The 19,449-nt window shown below is 66.3% G+C and carries 18 protein-coding genes; 10 read left to right on the top strand and 8 right to left on the bottom strand.

Features of this window, described 5'->3' with window-relative positions; genetic code table 11:
* Positions 1–6 precede the first annotated feature (6 nt).
* The 3 genes from MUB46_RS08425 to MUB46_RS08415 are packed head-to-tail and all read right to left on the bottom strand — an operon-like array spanning position 7 to position 5,011.
* Entirely contained in the window at positions 7–1,194 is a 1,188-nt protein-coding gene (locus MUB46_RS08425) for an acetyl-CoA C-acyltransferase (RefSeq protein ID WP_261615437.1), read from the bottom strand.
* A 23-nt stretch (positions 1,195–1,217) separates the two neighbouring features.
* The gene (gene pimA, locus MUB46_RS08420; protein ID WP_261615436.1) at positions 1,218–2,897 is read right to left on the bottom strand and encodes a dicarboxylate--CoA ligase PimA; all 1,680 of its coding nucleotides are present in this window, start codon (positions 2,895–2,897) and stop codon (positions 1,218–1,220) included.
* Positions 2,894–5,011 carry a 3-hydroxyacyl-CoA dehydrogenase NAD-binding domain-containing protein gene (locus MUB46_RS08415; RefSeq protein ID WP_261615435.1) on the bottom strand — a complete coding sequence of 706 codons (2,118 nt, stop codon included), beginning with the start codon at positions 5,009–5,011 and terminating at the stop codon, positions 2,894–2,896. Before MUB46_RS08415 ends, pimA begins: the two co-directional genes overlap by 4 nt.
* Positions 5,012–5,256: 245 nt before the next feature.
* Between MUB46_RS08415 and MUB46_RS08410 the strand changes: the two genes are divergently transcribed.
* The 8 genes from MUB46_RS08410 to MUB46_RS08375 all read left to right on the top strand — a co-directional run bounded on the left by MUB46_RS08410 (position 5,257) and on the right by MUB46_RS08375 (position 13,013).
* Positions 5,257–6,189, top strand: coding sequence for an IclR family transcriptional regulator (locus MUB46_RS08410; RefSeq protein WP_261615434.1), 933 nt, complete (start codon positions 5,257–5,259; stop codon positions 6,187–6,189).
* A gap of 22 nt (positions 6,190–6,211) precedes the next feature.
* Positions 6,212–6,964 (top strand): ABC transporter ATP-binding protein, encoded by a 753-nt coding sequence (locus MUB46_RS08405; RefSeq protein ID WP_261615548.1) that lies wholly within the window; start codon positions 6,212–6,214, stop codon positions 6,962–6,964.
* Positions 6,961–7,677 (top strand): ABC transporter ATP-binding protein, encoded by a 717-nt coding sequence (locus MUB46_RS08400; protein WP_261615433.1) that lies wholly within the window; start codon positions 6,961–6,963, stop codon positions 7,675–7,677. Before MUB46_RS08405 ends, MUB46_RS08400 begins: the two co-directional genes overlap by 4 nt.
* A 12-nt stretch (positions 7,678–7,689) precedes the next feature.
* Complete coding sequence (locus MUB46_RS08395; protein ID WP_261615432.1) at positions 7,690–8,568, top strand: branched-chain amino acid ABC transporter permease; 879 nt, start codon at positions 7,690–7,692, stop codon at positions 8,566–8,568.
* A complete protein-coding gene (locus tag MUB46_RS08390; protein ID WP_261615431.1) occupies positions 8,568–9,602 on the top strand; it encodes a branched-chain amino acid ABC transporter permease in 1,035 nt (344 codons plus the stop codon). Before MUB46_RS08395 ends, MUB46_RS08390 begins: the two co-directional genes overlap by 1 nt.
* Before the next feature lie 27 nt (positions 9,603–9,629).
* Entirely contained in the window at positions 9,630–10,847 is a 1,218-nt protein-coding gene (locus MUB46_RS08385) for an ABC transporter substrate-binding protein (RefSeq protein ID WP_261615430.1), read from the top strand.
* Positions 10,848–11,055: 208 nt separating this feature from the next.
* The gene (locus MUB46_RS08380; RefSeq protein WP_261615429.1) at positions 11,056–12,351 is read left to right on the top strand and encodes a hydroxyacid-oxoacid transhydrogenase; all 1,296 of its coding nucleotides are present in this window, start codon (positions 11,056–11,058) and stop codon (positions 12,349–12,351) included.
* 140 nt (positions 12,352–12,491) lie between these two features.
* On the top strand, positions 12,492–13,013 hold the full coding sequence (locus MUB46_RS08375; protein ID WP_261615428.1) for a DUF411 domain-containing protein: 522 nt from the start codon (positions 12,492–12,494) through the stop codon (positions 13,011–13,013).
* Positions 13,014–13,069: 56 nt separating this feature from the next.
* Here MUB46_RS08375 and MUB46_RS08370 read toward each other — a convergent pair whose 3' ends face one another.
* Positions 13,070–15,442, bottom strand: coding sequence for a heavy metal translocating P-type ATPase (locus MUB46_RS08370; RefSeq protein WP_261615427.1), 2,373 nt, complete (start codon positions 15,440–15,442; stop codon positions 13,070–13,072).
* 308 nt (positions 15,443–15,750) lie between these two features.
* Here MUB46_RS08370 and MUB46_RS08365 point away from each other — a divergent pair, with 308 nt between their 5' ends.
* Both MUB46_RS08365 and MUB46_RS08360 read left to right on the top strand, forming a co-directional pair.
* Complete coding sequence (locus MUB46_RS08365; protein ID WP_261615426.1) at positions 15,751–16,488, top strand: tetratricopeptide repeat protein; 738 nt, start codon at positions 15,751–15,753, stop codon at positions 16,486–16,488.
* Between the two features lie 108 nt (positions 16,489–16,596).
* Positions 16,597–17,049, top strand: coding sequence for a MerR family transcriptional regulator (locus MUB46_RS08360; RefSeq protein WP_261615425.1), 453 nt, complete (start codon positions 16,597–16,599; stop codon positions 17,047–17,049).
* 30 nt (positions 17,050–17,079) lie between these two features.
* Here the strand turns inward: MUB46_RS08360 and MUB46_RS08355 are convergent, their stop codons facing one another.
* The 4 genes from MUB46_RS08355 to MUB46_RS08340 all read right to left on the bottom strand — a co-directional run bounded on the left by MUB46_RS08355 (position 17,080) and on the right by MUB46_RS08340 (position 19,404).
* Positions 17,080–17,553: a c-type cytochrome gene (locus tag MUB46_RS08355; protein WP_261615424.1), complete on the bottom strand. Its 474-nt coding sequence runs from the start codon at positions 17,551–17,553 to the stop codon at positions 17,080–17,082.
* On the bottom strand, positions 17,553–18,236 hold the full coding sequence (locus MUB46_RS08350) for a L,D-transpeptidase (RefSeq protein WP_261615423.1): 684 nt from the start codon (positions 18,234–18,236) through the stop codon (positions 17,553–17,555). The genes MUB46_RS08355 and MUB46_RS08350 overlap by 1 nt, the downstream gene beginning before the upstream one ends.
* A complete protein-coding gene (locus MUB46_RS08345; protein WP_261615422.1) occupies positions 18,236–18,700 on the bottom strand; it encodes a DUF411 domain-containing protein in 465 nt (154 codons plus the stop codon). Before MUB46_RS08345 ends, MUB46_RS08350 begins: the two co-directional genes overlap by 1 nt.
* Before the next feature lie 140 nt (positions 18,701–18,840).
* The gene (locus tag MUB46_RS08340; protein WP_425256225.1) at positions 18,841–19,404 is read right to left on the bottom strand and encodes a L,D-transpeptidase; all 564 of its coding nucleotides are present in this window, start codon (positions 19,402–19,404) and stop codon (positions 18,841–18,843) included.
* Between the last annotated feature and the right edge of the window lie 45 nt (positions 19,405–19,449).

Here is a 19,449-nt window from a genome sequence, read left to right as displayed (position 1 = left end):
CGGCACTCAGCTGTTGATTTCGAACAGGCCGGCAGCGCCCATGCCGCCGCCGACGCACATGGTGACGACGACGCGCTTGGCGCCGCGCCGCTTGCCCTCGATCAGGGCATGGCCGGCGAGCCGCGCGCCCGACATGCCATAGGGATGGCCAAGCGCGATGGCGCCGCCGTTGACGTTGAGCTTGTCGGGATCGATGCCGAGCTTGTCGCGGCAGTACAGCACCTGCACGGCGAAGGCCTCGTTCAGTTCCCACAGGTCGATGTCGTCGACGGTCAGACCGTGACGCTTCAGAAGGCGCGGCACCGCGAAGACGGGCCCGATGCCCATCTCGTCGGGCTCGCAGCCGGCGGCGACGAAACCGCGGAAGGTGCCGAGCGGCTCGAGCCCGCGCTGTTCGGCGAGTTTCGAATCCATCAGCACCGAGGCCGACGCGCCGTCGGAAAGCTGGCTGGCATTGCCCGCGGTGATCGTCTTGCCCTCGCCGCGCACGGCCTTGAGGCCCGCCAGGCCTTCGGCAGTCGATTCCGGCCGCGGCCCCTCGTCGCGGTCGACCGTGACGTCGCGCTCGGAGGTTTCCCCCGTCGCCTTGTCGACAACCACCATGGTCGTGGTTATCGGTGCGATCTCGTCCGTGAAGCGGCCACCCTGCATCGCAGCGGCCGTCCGTTTCTGGCTTTCGAGCCCATAGGCGTCCTGCGCCTCGCGGGCGATGCCATAGCGCTCGGCCACCACCTCCGCCGTGTCGATCATCGGCAGGTAGACCTCCGGCTTCATGTCGATCAGCGCCTGGTCGAACTCGTGGAAGGTGTTGCGATGCTCGTTCTGCACGAGGCTGATCGATTCCACGCCGCCACCGACACCGACCGCCATGCCGTCATGGATGATCGAGCGGGCGATCGTCGCGATCGCGTTGAGGCCCGACGAGCATTGCCGGTCGATCGTCGACCCTGCCACCGTCACCGGCAGGCCGGCGCGCAGCAGGGCCCGGCGGGCGACGTTGCCACCCGTGGTGCCTTCCTGCATGGCGCAGCCCATAACCACGTCCTCCACGTCGGCGGGATCGATACCGGCCCGCTCGACGGCCGACGCGATCGCATGGCCGGCAAGCGTCGGCCCGTCGGTGTTGTTGAGCCCGCCGCGATAGGCCTTGCCGATCGGTGTGCGGGCTGTGGAGACGATGACGGCTTCGCGCATGGGCATGGTCCTCGATTGGCGTTTCAGTTGCTATTCGGTCCGGAGGCGACCTTGCGCCGCTCTTCGTCGCGCAACGCCGTCTTCAACAGCTTGCCGACGGGGCTGCGCGGCAGGGCTTCGCGGATCTCCAGATATTGCGGCATCTCGTGCTTGCCGACCTTGTCGGCGAGGAACTGCCGCAGCGCATCGAGATCCAGGTCTTCGGCGCCTTCGCGCAGTGCCACGAACGCCTTCGCCGCCTCGCCGCGGTAGTCGTCGGGCACACCGATGACCATCACTTCGGCGACCGAAGGATGCTCGTAGATCGCCTGCTCGACCATCTGAGGATAGACGTTGAACCCGCCCGAGAGGATCATGTCCTTCTTGCGGTCGACGATGTAAAAATACCCGTCCTCGTCCATCGAGCCGATGTCGCCCGTCAGGAAATAGCCGTCGACGAAGGCGGCTTCCGTCTCCTCGGGCCGGTTCCAGTAGCCCCGCGTGACGTTCGGCCCCTTGATCCGGATCTCGCCGACATCGCCCGGCTCGAGTATGTGCGCGGGATCGTCCAGGGCAACGATGTTCAATTCGATACCCGGCATCGGCAACCCGATGGACCCCGGCTTGGCGGGTCCAGTCGCCGGCAGGTTCGTACCGGCGGGCGAGGTTTCCGTCATGCCCCAGCCGCCGAGCAGCTTGTGGCCGGTCAGATTGGCGAAGCGCCGTGCGACGTCCACCGGAAGCGGGGCCCCGCCGGAACCGCAATAGCGCAGGGACGACAGATCGCGATCTTCGATACCCGGCGAGTTGACCAGCGCAATCCACATGGTCGGCACGCCGAGAAACACCGTGGCATGCAACTCTTCCATGTCGCGCAGCGTCGTATCGACGTCGAACCTCAGCCGCAGCAGGATTTCGTTCCCGGCCTTGATCTGGCGCAGGAGTATCGTGGTCAGCGCATAGATATGAAACAGCGGCAGGACGCAGATCACACGGTCCCCGCCCGGGACCGACAGGTTCTGACCGTTGAACCACGTCTCGTAGATCGACGTCGCGGCAGTCAGGTTCGCGTGCGAGAGAATGGCGCCCTTGGGCAGGCCCGTCGTGCCGCCGGTATATTGCAGGACCGCGATATCGGAAGGCGCGATTTTCGGCCAGGCCTCCGGCGGTTGCGCTCCGCCCACATAATCCGACCACCGGGCGATCCTCGGGTCTGATGGAATCGGGTAGACGGGTATCGGCGGCGCGCCCCACGCAGCATCCTCGCCAACGACGATCCGGTCCAGATGGTCGGCCTCGAGCAGCTTGATCGCCATCGGGAGCATGGTCCCGATATCGGTCGTCACGAGGATGCGGGCGCCACTGTCCTGAAGTTTGTGGGCAAGCTCCCGCTCGGCATCGAGCGGGCTCAGCATGACCAGCCGCGCCCCCGCCTTGAGGCCGCCGAAGAACGCGACCGGATGGAACGGCGAGTTGGGAAGATAGATCGCGATCGTGGTATCGCGACCGACCCCGGCGCGCAGGAAACCGGCGGCGGCGTTGTCGACCCACTTGGACAGCGCGTCATAGGTGACGTCGACGCCGCGGTACTCGATCGCCCGCCGCGGACCGAAATCCGCGGCGGCCGTGTCGAACAGATCGGGGATGGTGGAGGTATGAATCGGAGCGTCCCAGGAAACGCCTGGCGGGTAGGATCTCTCCCAGGCGAAGGGACGCTTCGTCATGCCGTCCGTTCTTTCTCCCTGCCGTAGGCTGCGAAGGTCGATCCTTCATCGGCAAGCCGGTCGAGCAACGGCGCCGGCTTCAGGGCCGCGTTGCCGGAAACTTCGGCGTAATGGGCGAGCCGGTTGCGGACATGCTTCAGCCCGACCTGATCGGCGTAGAACATCGGCCCGCCGCGCCAGACCGGGAAACCGTATCCGTTGACCCAGACGACGTCTATATCGCCCGGCCGCTGGGCGACGCCCTCCTCGAGGATCTTCGCCCCCTCGCTGATCATCGGGTAGATCAGCCGCTCGACGATTTCCTCGTCGCCAATCTCGCGACGTTCGATCCCCTGCTTGGCCGCAGTCTCCACGATCAGCGCCTCGACTTCAGGGTCGGGAATGCCGGCGCGGGCGCCCTTCTCGTAGATATAGAAGCCGCGGCCGGTCTTCTGGCCGAAGCGGCCCATCTCGCACAGGGCATCGGCGATGTCCGCCCGACCGCCATCGGCCGTCGCGCCCATCTGCTTGCGGATGCGCCAGCCGATATCGAGGCCGGCGAGGTCGCCCATGGCGAACGGCCCCATCGGAAAGCCGAAGCCGGTGATCGCCTTGTCGACCTGTTGCGGCGTCGCGCCCTCGAGCAGCAGGCGCTCGGTTTCGAGCGAGCGGGCGCGCAGCATGCGGTTGCCGACGAAGCCGAAGCAGACGCCGACGACGACCGGCACCTTCTTGATCTTGCGACCGACATCGATCACCGTCGCCAGTACGTCCGGCGCCGTCTCCGCGCCGCGCACGATCTCCAGCAGCTTCATCACGTTCGCCGGGCTGAAGAAATGCGTGCCGAGCACGGAGCTCGGGCGCTTCGTCATGTTGGCGATCGCGTTGACGTCGAGATAGGACGTATTGGTGGCCAGAACCGCCGTCGGCTTCGCGATCTCGTCGAGCTTCGAGAAGATCTGCTTCTTGATATCCATCTCCTCGAACACCGCCTCGATGATGAGGTCGGCGTCCGCGACGTCGTTCATATCGGTGCTGCCGGTCAGCAGGCTCATGCGCTGCCTGACGTCGGCCTCGGTCATCCGTCCGCGCGACACCGAGATGTTGTAGTTCTTCTCGATCGTGCCGAAGCCGCGATCCAGCGCTTCCTGGGAGGTCTCGACGATGGTCACCGGGATGCCCGCATTGGCGAAGTTCATCGAAATGCCGCCGCCCATGGTTCCGGCACCGATGACGGCGACCTTGTCGACCGCGCGCGGTTTCGTGCCCTTCGGCATGTCGAGCACCTTGGCGGCCTGGCGCTCGGCGAAGAACAGGTGGCGCTGCGCCTTCGACTGATCGCCGGCGACGAGCTTCATGAACGCCTCGCGCTCGCGCTTCAGACCTTCCTCTATCGGCAGCTCGAACGACCACTTGACCGCCTCGACGCAGGCATGCGGCGCCTCGAGCCCGCGCGCCCGTGCGGTCAACTTGCCGGCGGCCTCGTTGAACGCCGTCGGATCGGCCTTGACGTCGGCCAGCTTGTCGTCGCGGTCACTGACACGCGCCGGTTCCTTGCCCTCGGCACCAACTTTCTTCGCCAGCGCGACAGCCGCCTGCGTCAGGTCTCCGGTGGCGATCTCGTCGATCGCGCCGAACTTCAGGGCTTCTTCGGCGGGAACCGGATCGCCACTGACGATGATCTTCAGGGCCTCGATCGCGCCGATGAGGCGCGGCAGGCGCTGCGTGCCGCCGGCACCGGGAAGGATGCCCAGCTTCACCTCGGGAAGACCGACCCGCGTGCCGGGCGCCGCAATGCGATGATGACAGCCGAGCGCGACCTCGAAGCCGCCGCCGAGCACCGTGCCGTGCAGCGCGGCGACGACCGGCTTCGGCATCGCCTCGATGGCATTGATCATCTCGATGAGGGCCGGCGGCTGCGGCGGCTTGCCGAATTCGGTGATGTCGGCGCCGGCGGAGAAAGTCCGGCCCGCACATGCCAGCACGATCGCCTTGACTTCGGAATCTTCGCGCAACGCGGCCATCGCGTCGAAAACGCCCTTGCGCACTGCGTGGCTCAAGGCGTTGACCGGGGGATTGTCGATGGTCACGACGGCGACGTCGCCGTCCCTGGTTACGCTTACGACGTCGCTCATCAAAGTCTCCACTGAATCTCGGTTGGGCAGATGCGCCGGCACCGGCCGGCTTCAGCCGTCCCAACTAAGCGAACGCCGTTCCCCTCGCAAGCACCCCTCCCCGTCCGCCCCGCAAACGGGACAATAGAACGCGCCAAGGTCATGTCCTTCCGGATATTTGTTTCGCTCTGCGAAATTAGATTTTACAAATTGACCTGAACGCTAGAAACTGTTGCACTGCTTGTCAACGCAGGGGACAGGACAACGTGACAGGGCCGGGCAGCACCAGGAATGCGGGACCGATCGACGAGCCCGGACCCGTCGCGCCGGAACACGACCGCAAGTTTGTCGTCGCGCTGGCGCGCGGCCTGGAAGTGATGCGGGTTTTCCGTGCGCGTGACGGCCTGCTCGGCAATGCCGAGATCGCCGAGCGTACGGGTTTGCCCAAGCCGACCGTCTCCCGGCTGACCTATACGCTGACCAGGCTCGGCTACCTCGTCCACGTTCCCCGCTTCAACAAGTACCAGCTCGCGCCCGCCGCGATGGCGCTCGGCTACACCGCGCTTGCGCACATCGGCATCCGCCACATCGCCCGCCCTTACATGCAGGGCCTGGCCGACTACGCCGCGGCCTCGGTCGCGCTCGGCGCGCGTGACCGGCTTGCCGTCATTTACGTCCAGCACTGCCTGTCGAGCTCGATCCAGCAGGCCCGCCTCGACGTCGGCTCGCGCATTCCGATCGCCACAACCGCCATAGGCCGCGCACTGATTTCCGTGATGTCGGACGAGGAACGCGAGGCATTGTTCGAACGGCTCGCCGAGCGGGCCGGTGACGAGTGGCCGGGAATGCGCGACGGTCTCGACCGGGCCATGGCGGATATCCGCAAGCATGGTTTTACCTGGTCGGTGGGCGAATGGATCGAGGACGTCAACGGCGTCGCCGCACCGATCGTCATGCCGGACGGCTCGGGTGTTTATGCGTTCAATTGCGGAGCGCCTTCCTATAGCCTGTCGCGCGACAGGCTGGTGAACGACATCGGACCGCGCCTTCTGGAGATGGTGCGGACGGTGGAATCGATCTTGAGCGGCCGCGCAGACGGCTTCGACGATGAAGAAAACTATCGAACACCCGTCTTCCAGGGAGGAACGCGTGCCCAATCCAGCACCGGAGGCCGTAGCGCGCGCCGTCGGCGCAGCTGACTACGTCGCCTCACGGCAGCATTTGTTGACCTTCGACTCCGTCGCGATCCGCTTCGGCGGCATCGTCGCGCTCGACGGGATTTCCTTCGATATAGCGCCGGGCGAGATCCTCGGCCTGATCGGTCCCAACGGGGCCGGCAAGACGACGTTGTTCAACTGCGTCAGCCGCCTGTACACCCCCGACGAAGGCGACATCCGTTTCCAGGGCGAAAGTCTGTTGGCGCTCTCGGCCCATCGGATCGCCCGGCTCGGCATCACCCGCACCTTCCAGAACCTCGCGCTGTTTCGAACCATGTCGGTTCGCGACAACGTGTTGGTCGGCACGCATCCGCGCACCGGCGGCAACTTCCTGAGCGATGCGATCGGACTGAACCGTACACCCGCGCACGGCGACGCCGAAATCGACGACCTGCTGCACGACATGGGTCTGACGGACGTCGCCGATCGCGTGGTCTCGGACCTGCCGACCGGCACCCAGAAGCGCGTCGAGCTCGCCCGCGCGCTGGCCGGCCGCCCGAGACTCCTGCTGCTGGACGAGCCCGCCGGCGGCCTGACGCACAGCGAAGTCGACGAGCTGGGTGAACTGATCCGCCGCATCCGCGACCAGCGCGGTGTCACCGTGCTGCTGGTCGAGCATCACATGGGCCTCGTCATGGCGATTTCCGATACCGTCGTCGCCCTCGACTTCGGCCGCAAGATCGCGGAGGGCTCGCCGGCCGAGGTCCAGAACGATCCGGAAGTGATCCGCGCCTACCTGGGGAGCAGCCACCGATGAGCGAACCGCTGCTCAAGGTCCGCGGCCTGGAGGCCTGGTACGGACGCCTCCAGGCGCTGTTCGGCCTCGATTTCGACGTGCCGGAAAACGGTGTCGTAACGCTGCTCGGCGCCAACGGGGCTGGCAAGACCACGACGCTCAGGGCGCTATCCGGGATGATCCAGACCGCCGGCGATATTGTCTTCGCCGGCAATCAGATCGGCGGCACCGTGACGGAAGATATCGTCCGACTCGGCATCGCCCACGTGCCCGAGGGGCGCGGCACCTTCACCGCCATGACGGTGGAGGAGAACCTCCAGCTCGGCGCCATGACCCGCCGCGACCCCGGCGCCATCGCCCAGGACATCGAACGGACCTACGCCTATTTCCCGCGCCTTGCCGAGCGCCGGCGACAGCAGGCGGGCACACTGTCGGGCGGCGAGCAGCAGATGCTGGCGATTAGCCGTGCGCTGATGCTGCGTCCGCGCCTGATGCTGCTCGATGAACCCTCCTTCGGGCTCGCGCCGCTGATCGTCGAGGAGCTCTTCGGGATCCTCGCGGACCTGAAGGAGAAGGAAGGGTTGTCGATGCTGCTGGTCGAGCAGAACGCCGCCATGGCCCTGGAGATTGCCGACGAAGCCTATCTGATCGAAACCGGCCGCATGATCATGTCCGGCCCTGCCCAACAGATCGGCAGCGACGAGAACGTTCGCCGCGCCTATCTCGGCTACTGACGGGAAACGAGTATGGAGCTGTTCCTGCATCAGGTTCTGGCCGGTCTCGCCACGGGGGGCATCTACGCCTGCATGGCCCTGGCCATCGTCATGATCTACCAGGCGATCCACCATCTCAACTTCGCCCAGGGCGAGATGGCGATGTTCTCGACCTTCGTCGCCTGGCAGCTCATCGAATGGGGCGTGCCCTACTGGGGTGCCTTCTTCTTGACGATCGGCCTGTCTTTCGTCGCCGGCGTCGTCATCGAGCGCACAGTGTTCAAGCCTTTGCAGCGCGCGCCGGTACTCGCCCACATCGTCGCCTTCATCGCACTGTTCGCGATCTTCAATTCGCTGGCCGGTTTCATCTGGGACTTCACCATCAAGTCCTTCCCCACACCGTTCGGCCAGCAGTCGCTGTTCGGCGGCGGGCTGATCGGTGCGCACGACGCCGGCATGATCGCCGTCACGCTGGTGCTGCTGGTGCTCCTGTTCCTGTTCTTCCGCAACACCCGCGTCGGACTTGCCATGCGGGCAGCCGCCACCAACCCCGAGTCCGCCCGCCTTGTCGGTGTCCGCGTCGGCTGGATGATCGCGCTCGGCTGGGGCATGGCGGCGGCGATCGGCGCGGTGGCCGGCATGATGATCGCGCCCGTCGTCTTCCTCGAGCCCAACATGATGCTGTCGATCCTGATCTACGGCTTCGCCGGCGCCGTCGTCGGCGGCCTGACGAGCCCCGGCGGGGCGGTGATCGGCGGCTTCGCCGTCGGCATCATCGAGAACCTGGCCGGCACCTTCATTCCCGTCGTCGGGCCGGAACTGAAACTGACGATCGCGCTGGCGCTGATCGTCACCGTACTGATGTTCAAGCCGACAGGGCTGTTCGGCGCCCGTGTCGTGACGAGGGTATGATGGCGATGGAACGCACCATGGCGTCCGACGGTCGGGCGAAGGCGCAGGGCGCCGCCGCGCCCGTGGCCCGCAACGGCATCCCCCTGGCGTGGCAGCGCGCCGCCCTCGCCGTCGGCCTGATCGTCGCCGTGGTCCTGCCCTTCGTCGTGAAGAACTTCACGATCTTCCAGTTCACCACGGTGATGATCTACGCGATCGCCATCCTGGGCCTCAGTCTCCTGACCGGCTTCAACGGCCAGTTCTCGCTCGGCCATTCCACCTTCGTGGCGATCGGCGCCTATACGACGGCGATCCTGATGGAATTCGCCGGCATGGGCTTCTACTGGACGCTGCCGATCGCCGCGATCGTCTGTTTCGTGTTCGGCTTCCTGTTCGGACTGCCGGCATTGCGGCTGGAGAGCATATACCTCGCACTCGCCACCTTCGCGCTTGCCGTCGCCACGCCGCAGCTGCTCAAGCTCACGCCGCTCGAACCGTGGACCGGCGGCGTCCAGGGCCTGCTCGTCTTCAAGCCGGAGGCGCCCTTCGGCCTGCCGCTCAATTCGGACCAGTGGATGTACTTCGTCACGCTGGCGGTCGGCCTCGGGCTGGCGGCCTGCGCCGTCAACCTGGTCAACAGCCGGTCCGGCCGGGGCATGAAGGCTATCCGCGACAACCCGATCGCGGCCCGCGCCATGGGCATCAACATCGCCCTCTACAAGACAACGACCTTCGGCGTCAGCGCGGCCTATGCCGGCATCGCCGGATCGTTGTCGGCGGTGGTGGTGCAGTTCGTCGCCCCCGACAGCTTCACCTTCACGCTGGCCATCGGCCTGTTCGTCGGTCTAGTTATCGGCGGCGTGGGAACCATCACCGGCGCGCTGTTCGGCGGTCTGTTCCTGGTTTTCGTGCCGAATATCGCAGAGGAGGTCTCCAAGGGCCTCGCCGGCGCGGTCTACGGCGTGATCCTGCTCCTGGTGATCTACCTGATGCCGACCGGTGCGGTCGGCCTCATTCGTACCGCCGTTCTGAAACTCGCAACACGGCGCCGTTGAAGGCGCCGGCAACCTGGGAGGAAAGCCATGAGAATTCGCAGCTACGTCACCTGGACGGGCCTCGCGGTCGCCCTCGCGCTCGCCGCCGGTCCTGCCGGCGCGCAGCAATACGATCCCGGCGCGACCGACACGACCATCAAGATCGGCAACATCAATCCCTACAGCGGCCCGGCGTCCGCCTACGGTACGATCGGCAAGACCCTCGCCGCCTATTTCGACAAGGTGAACAAGGAAGGCGGCATCAACGGCCGCCAGATCGAGTTCATCTCCTATGACGACGGCTACAGCCCGCCCAAGGCAGTGGAGCAGGCCAGAAAGCTGGTGGAGAGCGACGAGGTGCTGCTCATCTTCCAGAGCCTCGGCACGCCGTCGAACTCGGCGATCCACAAATACATGAACGTCAAGAAGGTGCCCCAGCTCTTCGTCGCCACCGGCGCCACCAAGTGGGGCGATCCGGAGAACTTCCCCTGGACCATGGGCTGGCAGCCCAACTACCAGAGCGAAGGCCGCATCTACGCGACCTACATCAAGGACAATCATCCCGACGCCAAGATCGCCGTGCTGTTCCAGAACGACGACTATGGCAAGGATCTCTTGAAGGGGCTGACGGACGGGCTCGGCGACAAGGCGTCGATGATCGTCGCCGAAGTGCCCTACGAGACATCCGACCCGACCATCGACTCGCAGATGATCAAGCTGAAGGACTCCGGCGCCGACGTTCTGGTGACCATCGCCACGCCGAAATTCGCCGCGCAGTCGATCCGCAAGGTCGCCGAACTCGATTGGCATCCGGTCCACATCGTCAACAATGTCTCGCAGTCGGTCGGCGGCGTGCTGAAACCGGCCGGCCTGGACAACGCCACCGGGGTCCTGTCGACGGGCTACCTGAAGGACCCGACCGATCCGCAATGGAAGGACGATCCGGCCTATGCCGACTGGGTGGCGTTCATGGACGAGTACTACCCCGACGGCGACAAGACCTCGAGCTTCACCGTCTACGGCTACACCGTCGGACAGACGCTCAAGCAGGTGCTGGAACAAGCCGGCGGCGACCTGACCCGCGCCAACGTCATGAAGCAGGCGGCCAGCCTGCGTGGGCTGGAGCCGCCGATGGCCCTGCCCGGCATCATCGTCAACACCTCCGAGACGGACTTCTTCCCGATCGAGCAGATGCAGATGATGAAGTTCAACGGCGAGCGCTGGGAGATGTTCGGTCCCGTGATCTCCGGCGAGGTTCGGAGTTAATCCGGGCAGAACGACGCACGCGTTTTCGGCGCCGGGCCGCACGGTCCGGCGCATTTCTTCCGAAAGGACCGCACCGGCACCACGCCGCGGTAACGAACAGCGGGAAGGATGTCCCGCGCTTCCTCGGGCACCCCGACGCGGACATCGCCAATTCTCCGCCGCCGGCTATGATGCTGCCCTCAAGAACAGCGGACGCGAAAGGAACACCATGACGGCCGGACATCCGCACGCCGGACATCCTCACGAAAGCGTCTTCACGCTGGAAGCGACCCAGCTCAAGTTCGGCGAAGGCGCCGTCGACGAGCTCGGCTGGGAAATCGGCCGCCTTGGCCTGAAGCGCATCATGCTGGTCGCCGATCCGGTGCTGCGCGAATTCGGCGTCACCGGACGCGTGATCGGGCAGATCGAAGCCGCCGGCGCCGCCGCGGTCCTCTACGAGGACATCGCCGTGGAGCCGACCATCGACAGCTTCGGGCGTGCCGCCGCGTTCGCGAAGGGCGCGGATGTCGATGGCTTCATCGGTCTCGGCGGCGGCTCGACCATCGATACCGCCAAGGTCGCCAATCTGATCAAGGTCCATGGCGGCGAGATCATGGACTACGTCAACCCGCCGATCGGGGCCGGGCGCAAGCCGGCGTCGCCGCTGCTGCCGCTGATCGCGATTCCCACCACGTCCGGATCGGGCTCCGAGGCGACGACGGTCGCCATCCTCGATATCCCGGATCTCAAGGTGAAGACCGGCATCTCGCACCGCTTCATGCGCCCCACTCTCGCCGTCGTCGATCCCGTGCTCGCCCGCACGACGCCCGGCGCGGTGACCGCGTCCGCCGGCCTCGATGTCGTCTGCCACGCCGCGGAAAGCTATATCTCGAAGCCGTTCGACAGCCGCGACAAGCCGGCCAATCCCGGCGAACGGCCGCCCTATCAGGGCTCGAACCCGATCGCCGATATCTGGTCGATGAAGGCGCTGGAGTTCGGGGGCCGGTTCCTGGCCCGCGCCGTCAATGACGGCGACGATCTGGAAGCGCGCGGCACGATGATGCTGGGCGCGACCATGGCCGGCATCGGCTTCGGCACCGCCGGCGTCCACATCCCGCACTCCTGCGCCTACCCGATCGCCGGCCTCAAGCATCAGTACACGCCGCCCGGATACCGCACCAACCACGCGTTCGTGCCGCACGGCTTCTCGGTGATCGTCACCGCGCCGGCCGCGTTCCGCTTCACTTATGACTCCGCTCCCGAGAAGCACATCAGGGCGGCCGAGCTCCTGACCGGCGCGCCCGTCGCCGAGCCGGGGCCCGAAAGCCTGCCGGATGCCCTGATCGCGCTGATGCGGCAGGTCGGCGCGCCAAGCGGCATCGCCGAACTCGGCTATGGCGAGGACGACATTCCCGACATCATCGACGGCGCCCTGAAGCAGCAGCGCCTGCTGGTGCTCGCGCCGAAGGCGCCGGATCGCAGCGATCTGGAGACGATCCTGCGCCAGTCTCTCAGAAACTGGTGAGGCGCAGTCGCGGCATCGCTATCCGCCTCGCCCTGGACCGCGATAGCGCGCGCACACGATGATTTGAACCATCGCCACCGCGACGACGGCTTGCGGCGGTATCGGACCGCCCCCAACGTCACTAGTGTACGGGAAAACCGATGGATCAATTCGCAGGGCCGCGCTGGAAAGCCGCGAGGACGGAGTACATGGGACATCACATCAACCGCAGGACAATGCTGTCGGCATTCGGCGCGCTCGCCGTCACGAGCCTGTCCTCCTGGCCCGCCTCGGCGGCCCCGACCATCCATGTCGTCAAGACGAGCGGCTGCGGCTGCTGCGTCGCCTGGATCGATTATCTGCGCGAGAACGGGTTCGAGGTCACGTCCGAGGACATGCCCAACGGGGCGCTCGTGAAGCGCAAGATGGACCTGGGCATCTCGAGCGACATGGCGTCCTGCCATACGGCTGAGGCGGACGGCTACGCCATCGAGGGCCATGTGCCCGCCGCCGACATCGAACGATTGCTCAGGGAACGGCCGGACGCGGTCGGGCTGGCGGTGCCGGGCATGCCCTATGGCTCGCCGGGGATGGGACCGGAAACGGAGCGCGAAGCCTATATCGTCTTTCTGATCCGCAAGGACGGGACGACCGAAGCGTTTAGCTCCTACCCGGCAGCGTGAGGTATCCGGGCGCGTGAGGTATCCGGGCGGGCCGCTTCCGCGCGCATCCGCCAGCCTCAGTGTTCCAGGCCAAGTCCATCGACCTTTGGCGCGGCGGTCCCCGTGATCGCGCTCGAGGACGGCACGGGGCTGGCGCTCGGGCGCAGCAGCCGAAGCGCGTTCGCGACGACCAGCAGCGAGGCCCCGACATCGGCGGCGATCGCGCCCCACAGCGTGGCGAAGCCGCTGAAGGTAAGCACGACAAAGACCACCTTGATGGCGAGGGAGAAGCCGATGTTCTGACGGATCACCGCAAGCGTGTGCTTCGAGTGGCGAACGAGCCACGGCAGCTTGCTCAGATCATCCGTCATGAGCGCGATGTCGGCGGTCTCGATCGCCGCGTCCGACCCCGCCGCCCCCATCGCGACCCCGAAGCTCGCCCGCGCCATGGCCGGCGCGTCGTTGACGCCGTCACCGACCATCGCGACGACGCCATGCCGCTCGACCAGCGCCTCGACGGCGGCGACCTTGTCCTCGGGCAGCAGCTCGGCGCGCACCTCGCCGATACCGACCTCGCGGGCGATGGCTTCCGCCGTGATGCGGTTGTCGCCGGTCAGCATCACCAGATGCGCAACCCCACCCGCCCGCAGGGCGTCCAGCGCGGCCGCCGCGTCCGGCCGCACGGTATCGGCAATCGCCACCAGCCCACAGACATGACGGGCGTTGCCGATCGCCACCACGGTCTTGCCGTCGCGCTCCAGCGCCTCGATTTCGCGCCGGACGTCCGCGCTCTCGTGGCCGCGTTCGGCGAGATAGCGAAACGAGCCGAGCCAGTAGGGCTCGCCGTTGAAAACGCCGGTCAGCCCCTTGCCTTTTTCGACCTGCACCTGCGTCGCGGGTGCCGGCTCGATGCCCCTTTCCGCAGCCCGGCGCATGATCGCGCGCGCCAGCGGATGCCCGCTGTGCGCCTCCAGTGCGGCGGCCCGTTCGAGCAGCTCATCTTCCGTGTGATCGTTCAGCGGCAGCACGGCGACGACGACCGGATCGCCCTGTGTAATGGTGCCCGTCTTGTCGAAGGCGAGCGCCTTCAGACGCGCCGGCAGCTCGATGAACACCCCACCCTTCACCAGCACGCCGTTGCGGGCCGACGCCGCCAGTGCGGCAACGATGCTGACGGGCGTGGAGATGACGAGCGCGCACGGACAGGCGATGACGAGGAGAACCAGCGCGCGATAGAACCAGTCCGGCCAGGCGGCCCCGAAGGCGAGTGGCGGCACCACGGCGACCAGGATCGCAAGAACGATGACCGCCGGGGTGTAGACGCGGGCGAACCGCTCCACCCACTGCTCGGCCCGCGAGCGCTTGCTGTGGGCATCCTCGACCATCCGGATGATGCGCGCCAGCGTCGTGTCCCCGGCCGCTTTGGTGCTCACGACCTCGAGCACGCCGTCGCCATTGATCGTGCCGGCGAACACGTCGGCGTCCACGTCCTTCTCGACGGGGACGCTCTCACCCGTGATCGGCGCCTGGTTGACGCTGCTCGATCCCGCCAGGATTCGGCCGTCGAGCGGAAGGCGCTCGCCCGGCCTCACGATGAAGACCGAGCCGACGGCCACGTCGCCGGCCGGGACGTCCGTCTCGGTGCCATCGTCCTTACGGATGCGTGCCGTCGGCGGCGCGAGGTCGAGCAGCGCCGAGATCGCGCGGCGCGCGCGCCCCACGCTCCAGCTTTCCAGGGCGAGCGACAGGGCGAACAGGAAGGCCACCGTCGCCGCCTCGAACCAGTCGTCGAGCGCGATGGCACCGGCGACCGCGATCACCATCAGCAGGTTGATGTCGGGACGGAGGCTCTTGGCCGCGAACCAGGCCTTGGGCACGACGAAGCGCGCGCCGAAGCCGATGGCAAAGGCAAAGGCCAGGACCTCGGCAAGCGGCATTCCCTGCCCGCCGTGCCCGCCGAACAGACTAAGCGCCTGGGCGAAACCGCCGGCATGCCACAGGTGAATTGCCAGACCCGCAAACACGCCCAGGCCGCTCAGGCCCGTAAACACCATCTGCTGGCGACGATGCCGCTCGTCGGTGGAAGACGCCTGCCGACCCGGCCGCCATTCCTCCGCGGTCATTCCCGTGCGCGCTACGGCGCGGCGTATCGCATCGGCATCCGCCGCTGTCGCATCGTCCAGCACGGTCATGCGCCCGTTGAGCACGTCGAATGCGAGCTTGTCGCCGCCGCCGACGAGCGGACCGATTTCCCGCTTGAGGATGGCCACCTCCTCGGCGCAGTCGAGCCCGGACACCTTGAACGCCAATCGGCCCGGGCTTGGCCGGATATCGCCCTCGGACACAATCGCCGGAGACGGCGTCCCGCACCCGCCGCAGCAGCCGCCCTGCGCTTTAGCCTTGTCGCCCTGCGCCTTAGCCTTGTCACTGTGATCGGTCGTCGCTTCCATTGCGGCTGTCCTGGTCGAATACGGATGGCCCGGTGGCACGGTCCGTACCACGGTTGCTCCTCAAAGGTTTCGACCCAAGATAGGACCTCTAGCCATTGGAGGTTCAAGGGGGTGCGGACGTTTTTCCGATCGTCCCGCCCGACGAAGAACCGCCGACCGGTTCAGCGACGATCGGTCGTCTTGCGCACAAGCGCCGATGCCCCACATCTGACAACAGCGGTCAGTCGCGCAGCACGGTCTTCTTGACCGGCGGGCATGGCCGCCCGGCGTCCTTGGAGAAGGCGCAGTTTTTCGTCGATGGGGATTGCATGACGGTTCTGAAGTTGTCTTTGGCGGTCGCGGTACTGGCCTTGAGCGCCGTGAGCGTTGAGGCCGGGCCTTTCGAAGACGGGCTCGCCGCGATGGACCGGGCCGATTTGAGCGCGGCGCGCGGGTATCTGGAGAAAGCGGCGAAGGCCGGACATGCGGAAGCGCAGTACCAGCTCGCCCTTTTGCTCATGAGGGGACAGGGCGGAAGCCGCGATCCGGAAGGTGCCCGGACCTGGCTCGAGCAGGCCGCGCGGAGCGGCCATGCCAACGCGCAGTATCAATTGGGCGAGATGCTGCTTTGGGAATCCGACGACGAGACCAGCGCCGCCGCCGCCGCGAAGGCGTTCGAACAGGCGGCGCGGCTGAAACACGCGCGGGCCGCGTACGAACTGGCGATGCTCCACGCGAAAGGCAAGGGCGTCGCGAAGGACGACGTCAAGGCGTTCGATCTCTACAGCAAGGCGGCGGAAGGCGGCGTCCTGGAAGCCGAACATATCGTCGGCTCGACGCTTGTTGCCGGAAGACATGTCGAGCAAGACGTCGTCACCGGCGGGGCCTGGCTGAAACTCGCGCAGAGCGGCGGCGATCGCGAGGCGGGAGACGAATGGCGAACGCTGCTGCCGACGCTGACGAGGCAGCAACGCGACGCGATTCAGGCGATTCTGGACAATCATTCCGACCGGGGCTACGTGATCGGAGCGGATCACACCCACCCGCCTGTGCATACGGTCGACTAGCGATCGGCGGGCCTGCGCCCTATCTTGATCGGGGAAGCCTGCAGCCGCCGCCGAGTACATGCAGGTCGGCTGCACGATCGGACCGCTTGAGAACGTTCTGTGAATTCGATGCGCCAGGATAAACTGACGATCGGTGACTTGGCACGCGAGACCGGCTGCAAAGTCCAGACGATCCGTTACTACGAACAGATCGGATTGATCCCGGAAGCGGACCGGTCGGCCGGCAACCACAGGCTTTACGATCCGGCCGACCGCGACCGGCTTGCCTTTGTCCGGCACGCCCGGGAACTGGGCTTTTCCCTCGATGCGATCCGGGAGCTGCTCGCCCTGGCGGATCATCCCGCGCAGCCATGCGAGGGCGCGGATGCGATCGCGCGGGCGCAGCTCGAGCAGGTTGAAGCGCGCATCGCCCGCCTCGATTCCCTGAAACGCGAACTTCGCCGCATGATCGAGCAATGCGAGGGCGGCAACATCGCGCACTGCCGCGTGATCGAGGTCCTCGCCGACCACAACAAGTGCCTGGACGAGGACCACGCCGATCCGGTCGCTCTCCAGCCGTGACCGCGCTCCCGTTCCCGCCCGGAATGGGCGCTATTTCTGCCTGGCGTAATTCGCGTTCAGGTCGTCGTGCCGCTTCCGGACCGCATCCGGCCATTGCGCCTTGAGATAGGACAGCACCGCGACGATCTCCTCATCGCTCAGGGTACCATCGTAGACCGGCATTTTCGTTTGGTAGTTGTCCAAACCCGACGCTTTCGCCACGCCGAACTTCGTGATGGCGAACAGCAATTCGTCGGGATGGTGCCAGGTATGACCGGTCTCGTCGTGGGGTGGGGCGGGCAGGAAGCCGTCCGCGTCGCGGCTGCGCCAGTCCGCCTCTCCCTTCAGGTCGGCGCCATGGCACGACGCGCAATACGTGCCATAGATCGCCTCCCCGCTTGCAACGACCTGTGCGTCGTCCGGCCGGAACAGAGCCCCCGGCTTGTCGCTCTCCTGCCAGCCCAGAAACACCGCTCCCGCCGCGACCGCCGCCGCGACGGTTATCGCCGCCAGTTTCCCGATCATCACGTCACCAGGATCCGCGATCCGATCGGAACGCGGTCATAGAGGTCGATGATGTCCTGGTTGAGCAACCGCACGCAGCCGCTGGAAACAGCCTTGCCGATACTCCACACCTCGCTCGTGCCGTGCAGACGGTAGAGGGTGTCTCGGGTTCCCTGGAAGATGTAGAGGGCCCGGGCGCCAAGCGGGTTCTCGAGGCCCGGCTCCATGCCGCCGTTGGCGGCACTGTAGGGCTCGAGCTCCGGCTGCCGCGCGATCATGTCGTTCGGCGGCGTCCATTTGGGCCATGCCCGTTTCCACGCGATACGGGCACGGCCGGACCATTCGAAGCCCTCGCGACCGATGCCGACACCGTATCGCATGGCCTTGCCGTTCTCCTGGACCAGGTAGAGATAGAAGTTCTTCGTATCGACGATGACGGTGCCAACCGTTTCCGTCGTTTCGTAGTCGACCTGCCGCCGCAGATACTTCTCCGGGACCTCGTTCAGGTTTACGGCGGGCAGAGGGAACTGTTCGTCCGGGGCCGGCCCGTACATGCGCGCGTACGGGCTGATCGTGGCGGGCGCGGCGAGGTCGGCTTGCTCCGCCGTATTGGTGCACCCGGCCAGCGCCGCCCCCGCGAGGCCTGCCGTGCCGACAACGAATGCGCGTCGGGACAGGCCCCGCTTCGAGCTGTTCTGCTGCATCACCGGCCCACCTCGTAGAACACCGCGGGCGCGACCTCGGCGTCGCTGGTATAGGCGTAGACCGTGTAGTCGGCGTCCTTGTCGTCGCCCATTCCCAGCGACCCCATCGGCATGCCGGGAACCGCGATTCCGACCACCTTGGGCCGTTCGCTCAGCAGCTTGTCGATGGCCGCCAGGGGCACATGGCCCTCCAGCACGTATCCGTCGAGCAGGGCTGTGTGGCAGGCCTCCATCGCTTCGGGAACACGCGCCTGGCTCTTGATCGGATCCAGATCCTCCAGATCGCGCGCGTCGACGCTGTAGCCTTCCGCCTCGAGCGCCTCCGTCCAGACTTCGCAGCAGCTACACCAGGGTGTCTTGAAGACGATGACCTTCTGCCCCTCGGCGGCACGCGCCTCTGCCTGGACGGTCGCAGTGGCGGCGATCAAGAAGGCGGTCACGGTGGAAACGATGAACTTGCTCATTTCGGTTTTCCTTTCGATGGGGGATGCCGCGCCCGGGTGACGGGGGCGGCGAAACGGAATGGGGAACCCGACCGACGCGGGCCGGGGAAATCCTTGCGGGGCGCCGACCCTGCGGTCGCGCGCGCGGTGGTGCGTCGCCGTCACAGCACGACCACCTGCGTTCCCACAGGCACGCGCTCGTAGAGGTCGATCACGTGATCGTTGAGCATGCGAATGCAGCCGTTCGATACAGATCGGCCGATCGACGAGGGCTCGTTCGTGCCGTGGATGCGATAGAGCGTGTCGCGTCCATTCCGATAGAGGTACAGGGCGCGTGCGCCGAGCGGATTGTTCCGTCCGCCGGGCACGCCGTTGGCGTAGCGCGCGTATTTCGTCGGATTGCGCCGGATCATGTTTCTGGTCGGGCGCCAGCTCGGCCATTCGGCCTTTCTGCCGACAATTGCGGCCCCTTTCAGGGACAGCCCGGCCCGACCGACGCCGACGCCGTAGCGCCGCGCGTTGTCATTCTCCAGCGACAGGTAGAGGAACCGGTTGCCGGTATCGACCACGATCGTTCCCGGACCATAGCCCGGGTACCGAACCGTCTGCGGCGCGAACCGAGGGTCGAGTTGAGACGCCCCGGCGATGTGAGCGTTGGCGGCAAACGGACCGGCGAGAATGCCGGTACAGATGCCGCCGGCAACGAAGCAACGACGCGAGAGCACAACGTCCTCCGATACGGATTGGACTGACAGGAACGCCGTTCGCAA

The organism is Microbaculum marinisediminis, assembly GCF_025397915.1.
Taxonomy (GTDB): Bacteria; Pseudomonadota; Alphaproteobacteria; order Rhizobiales; family Tepidamorphaceae; genus Microbaculum; species Microbaculum marinisediminis.
Note: the sequence above shows the minus strand (reverse complement) of the source record. Positions and strands in the feature narration are given on the sequence as shown.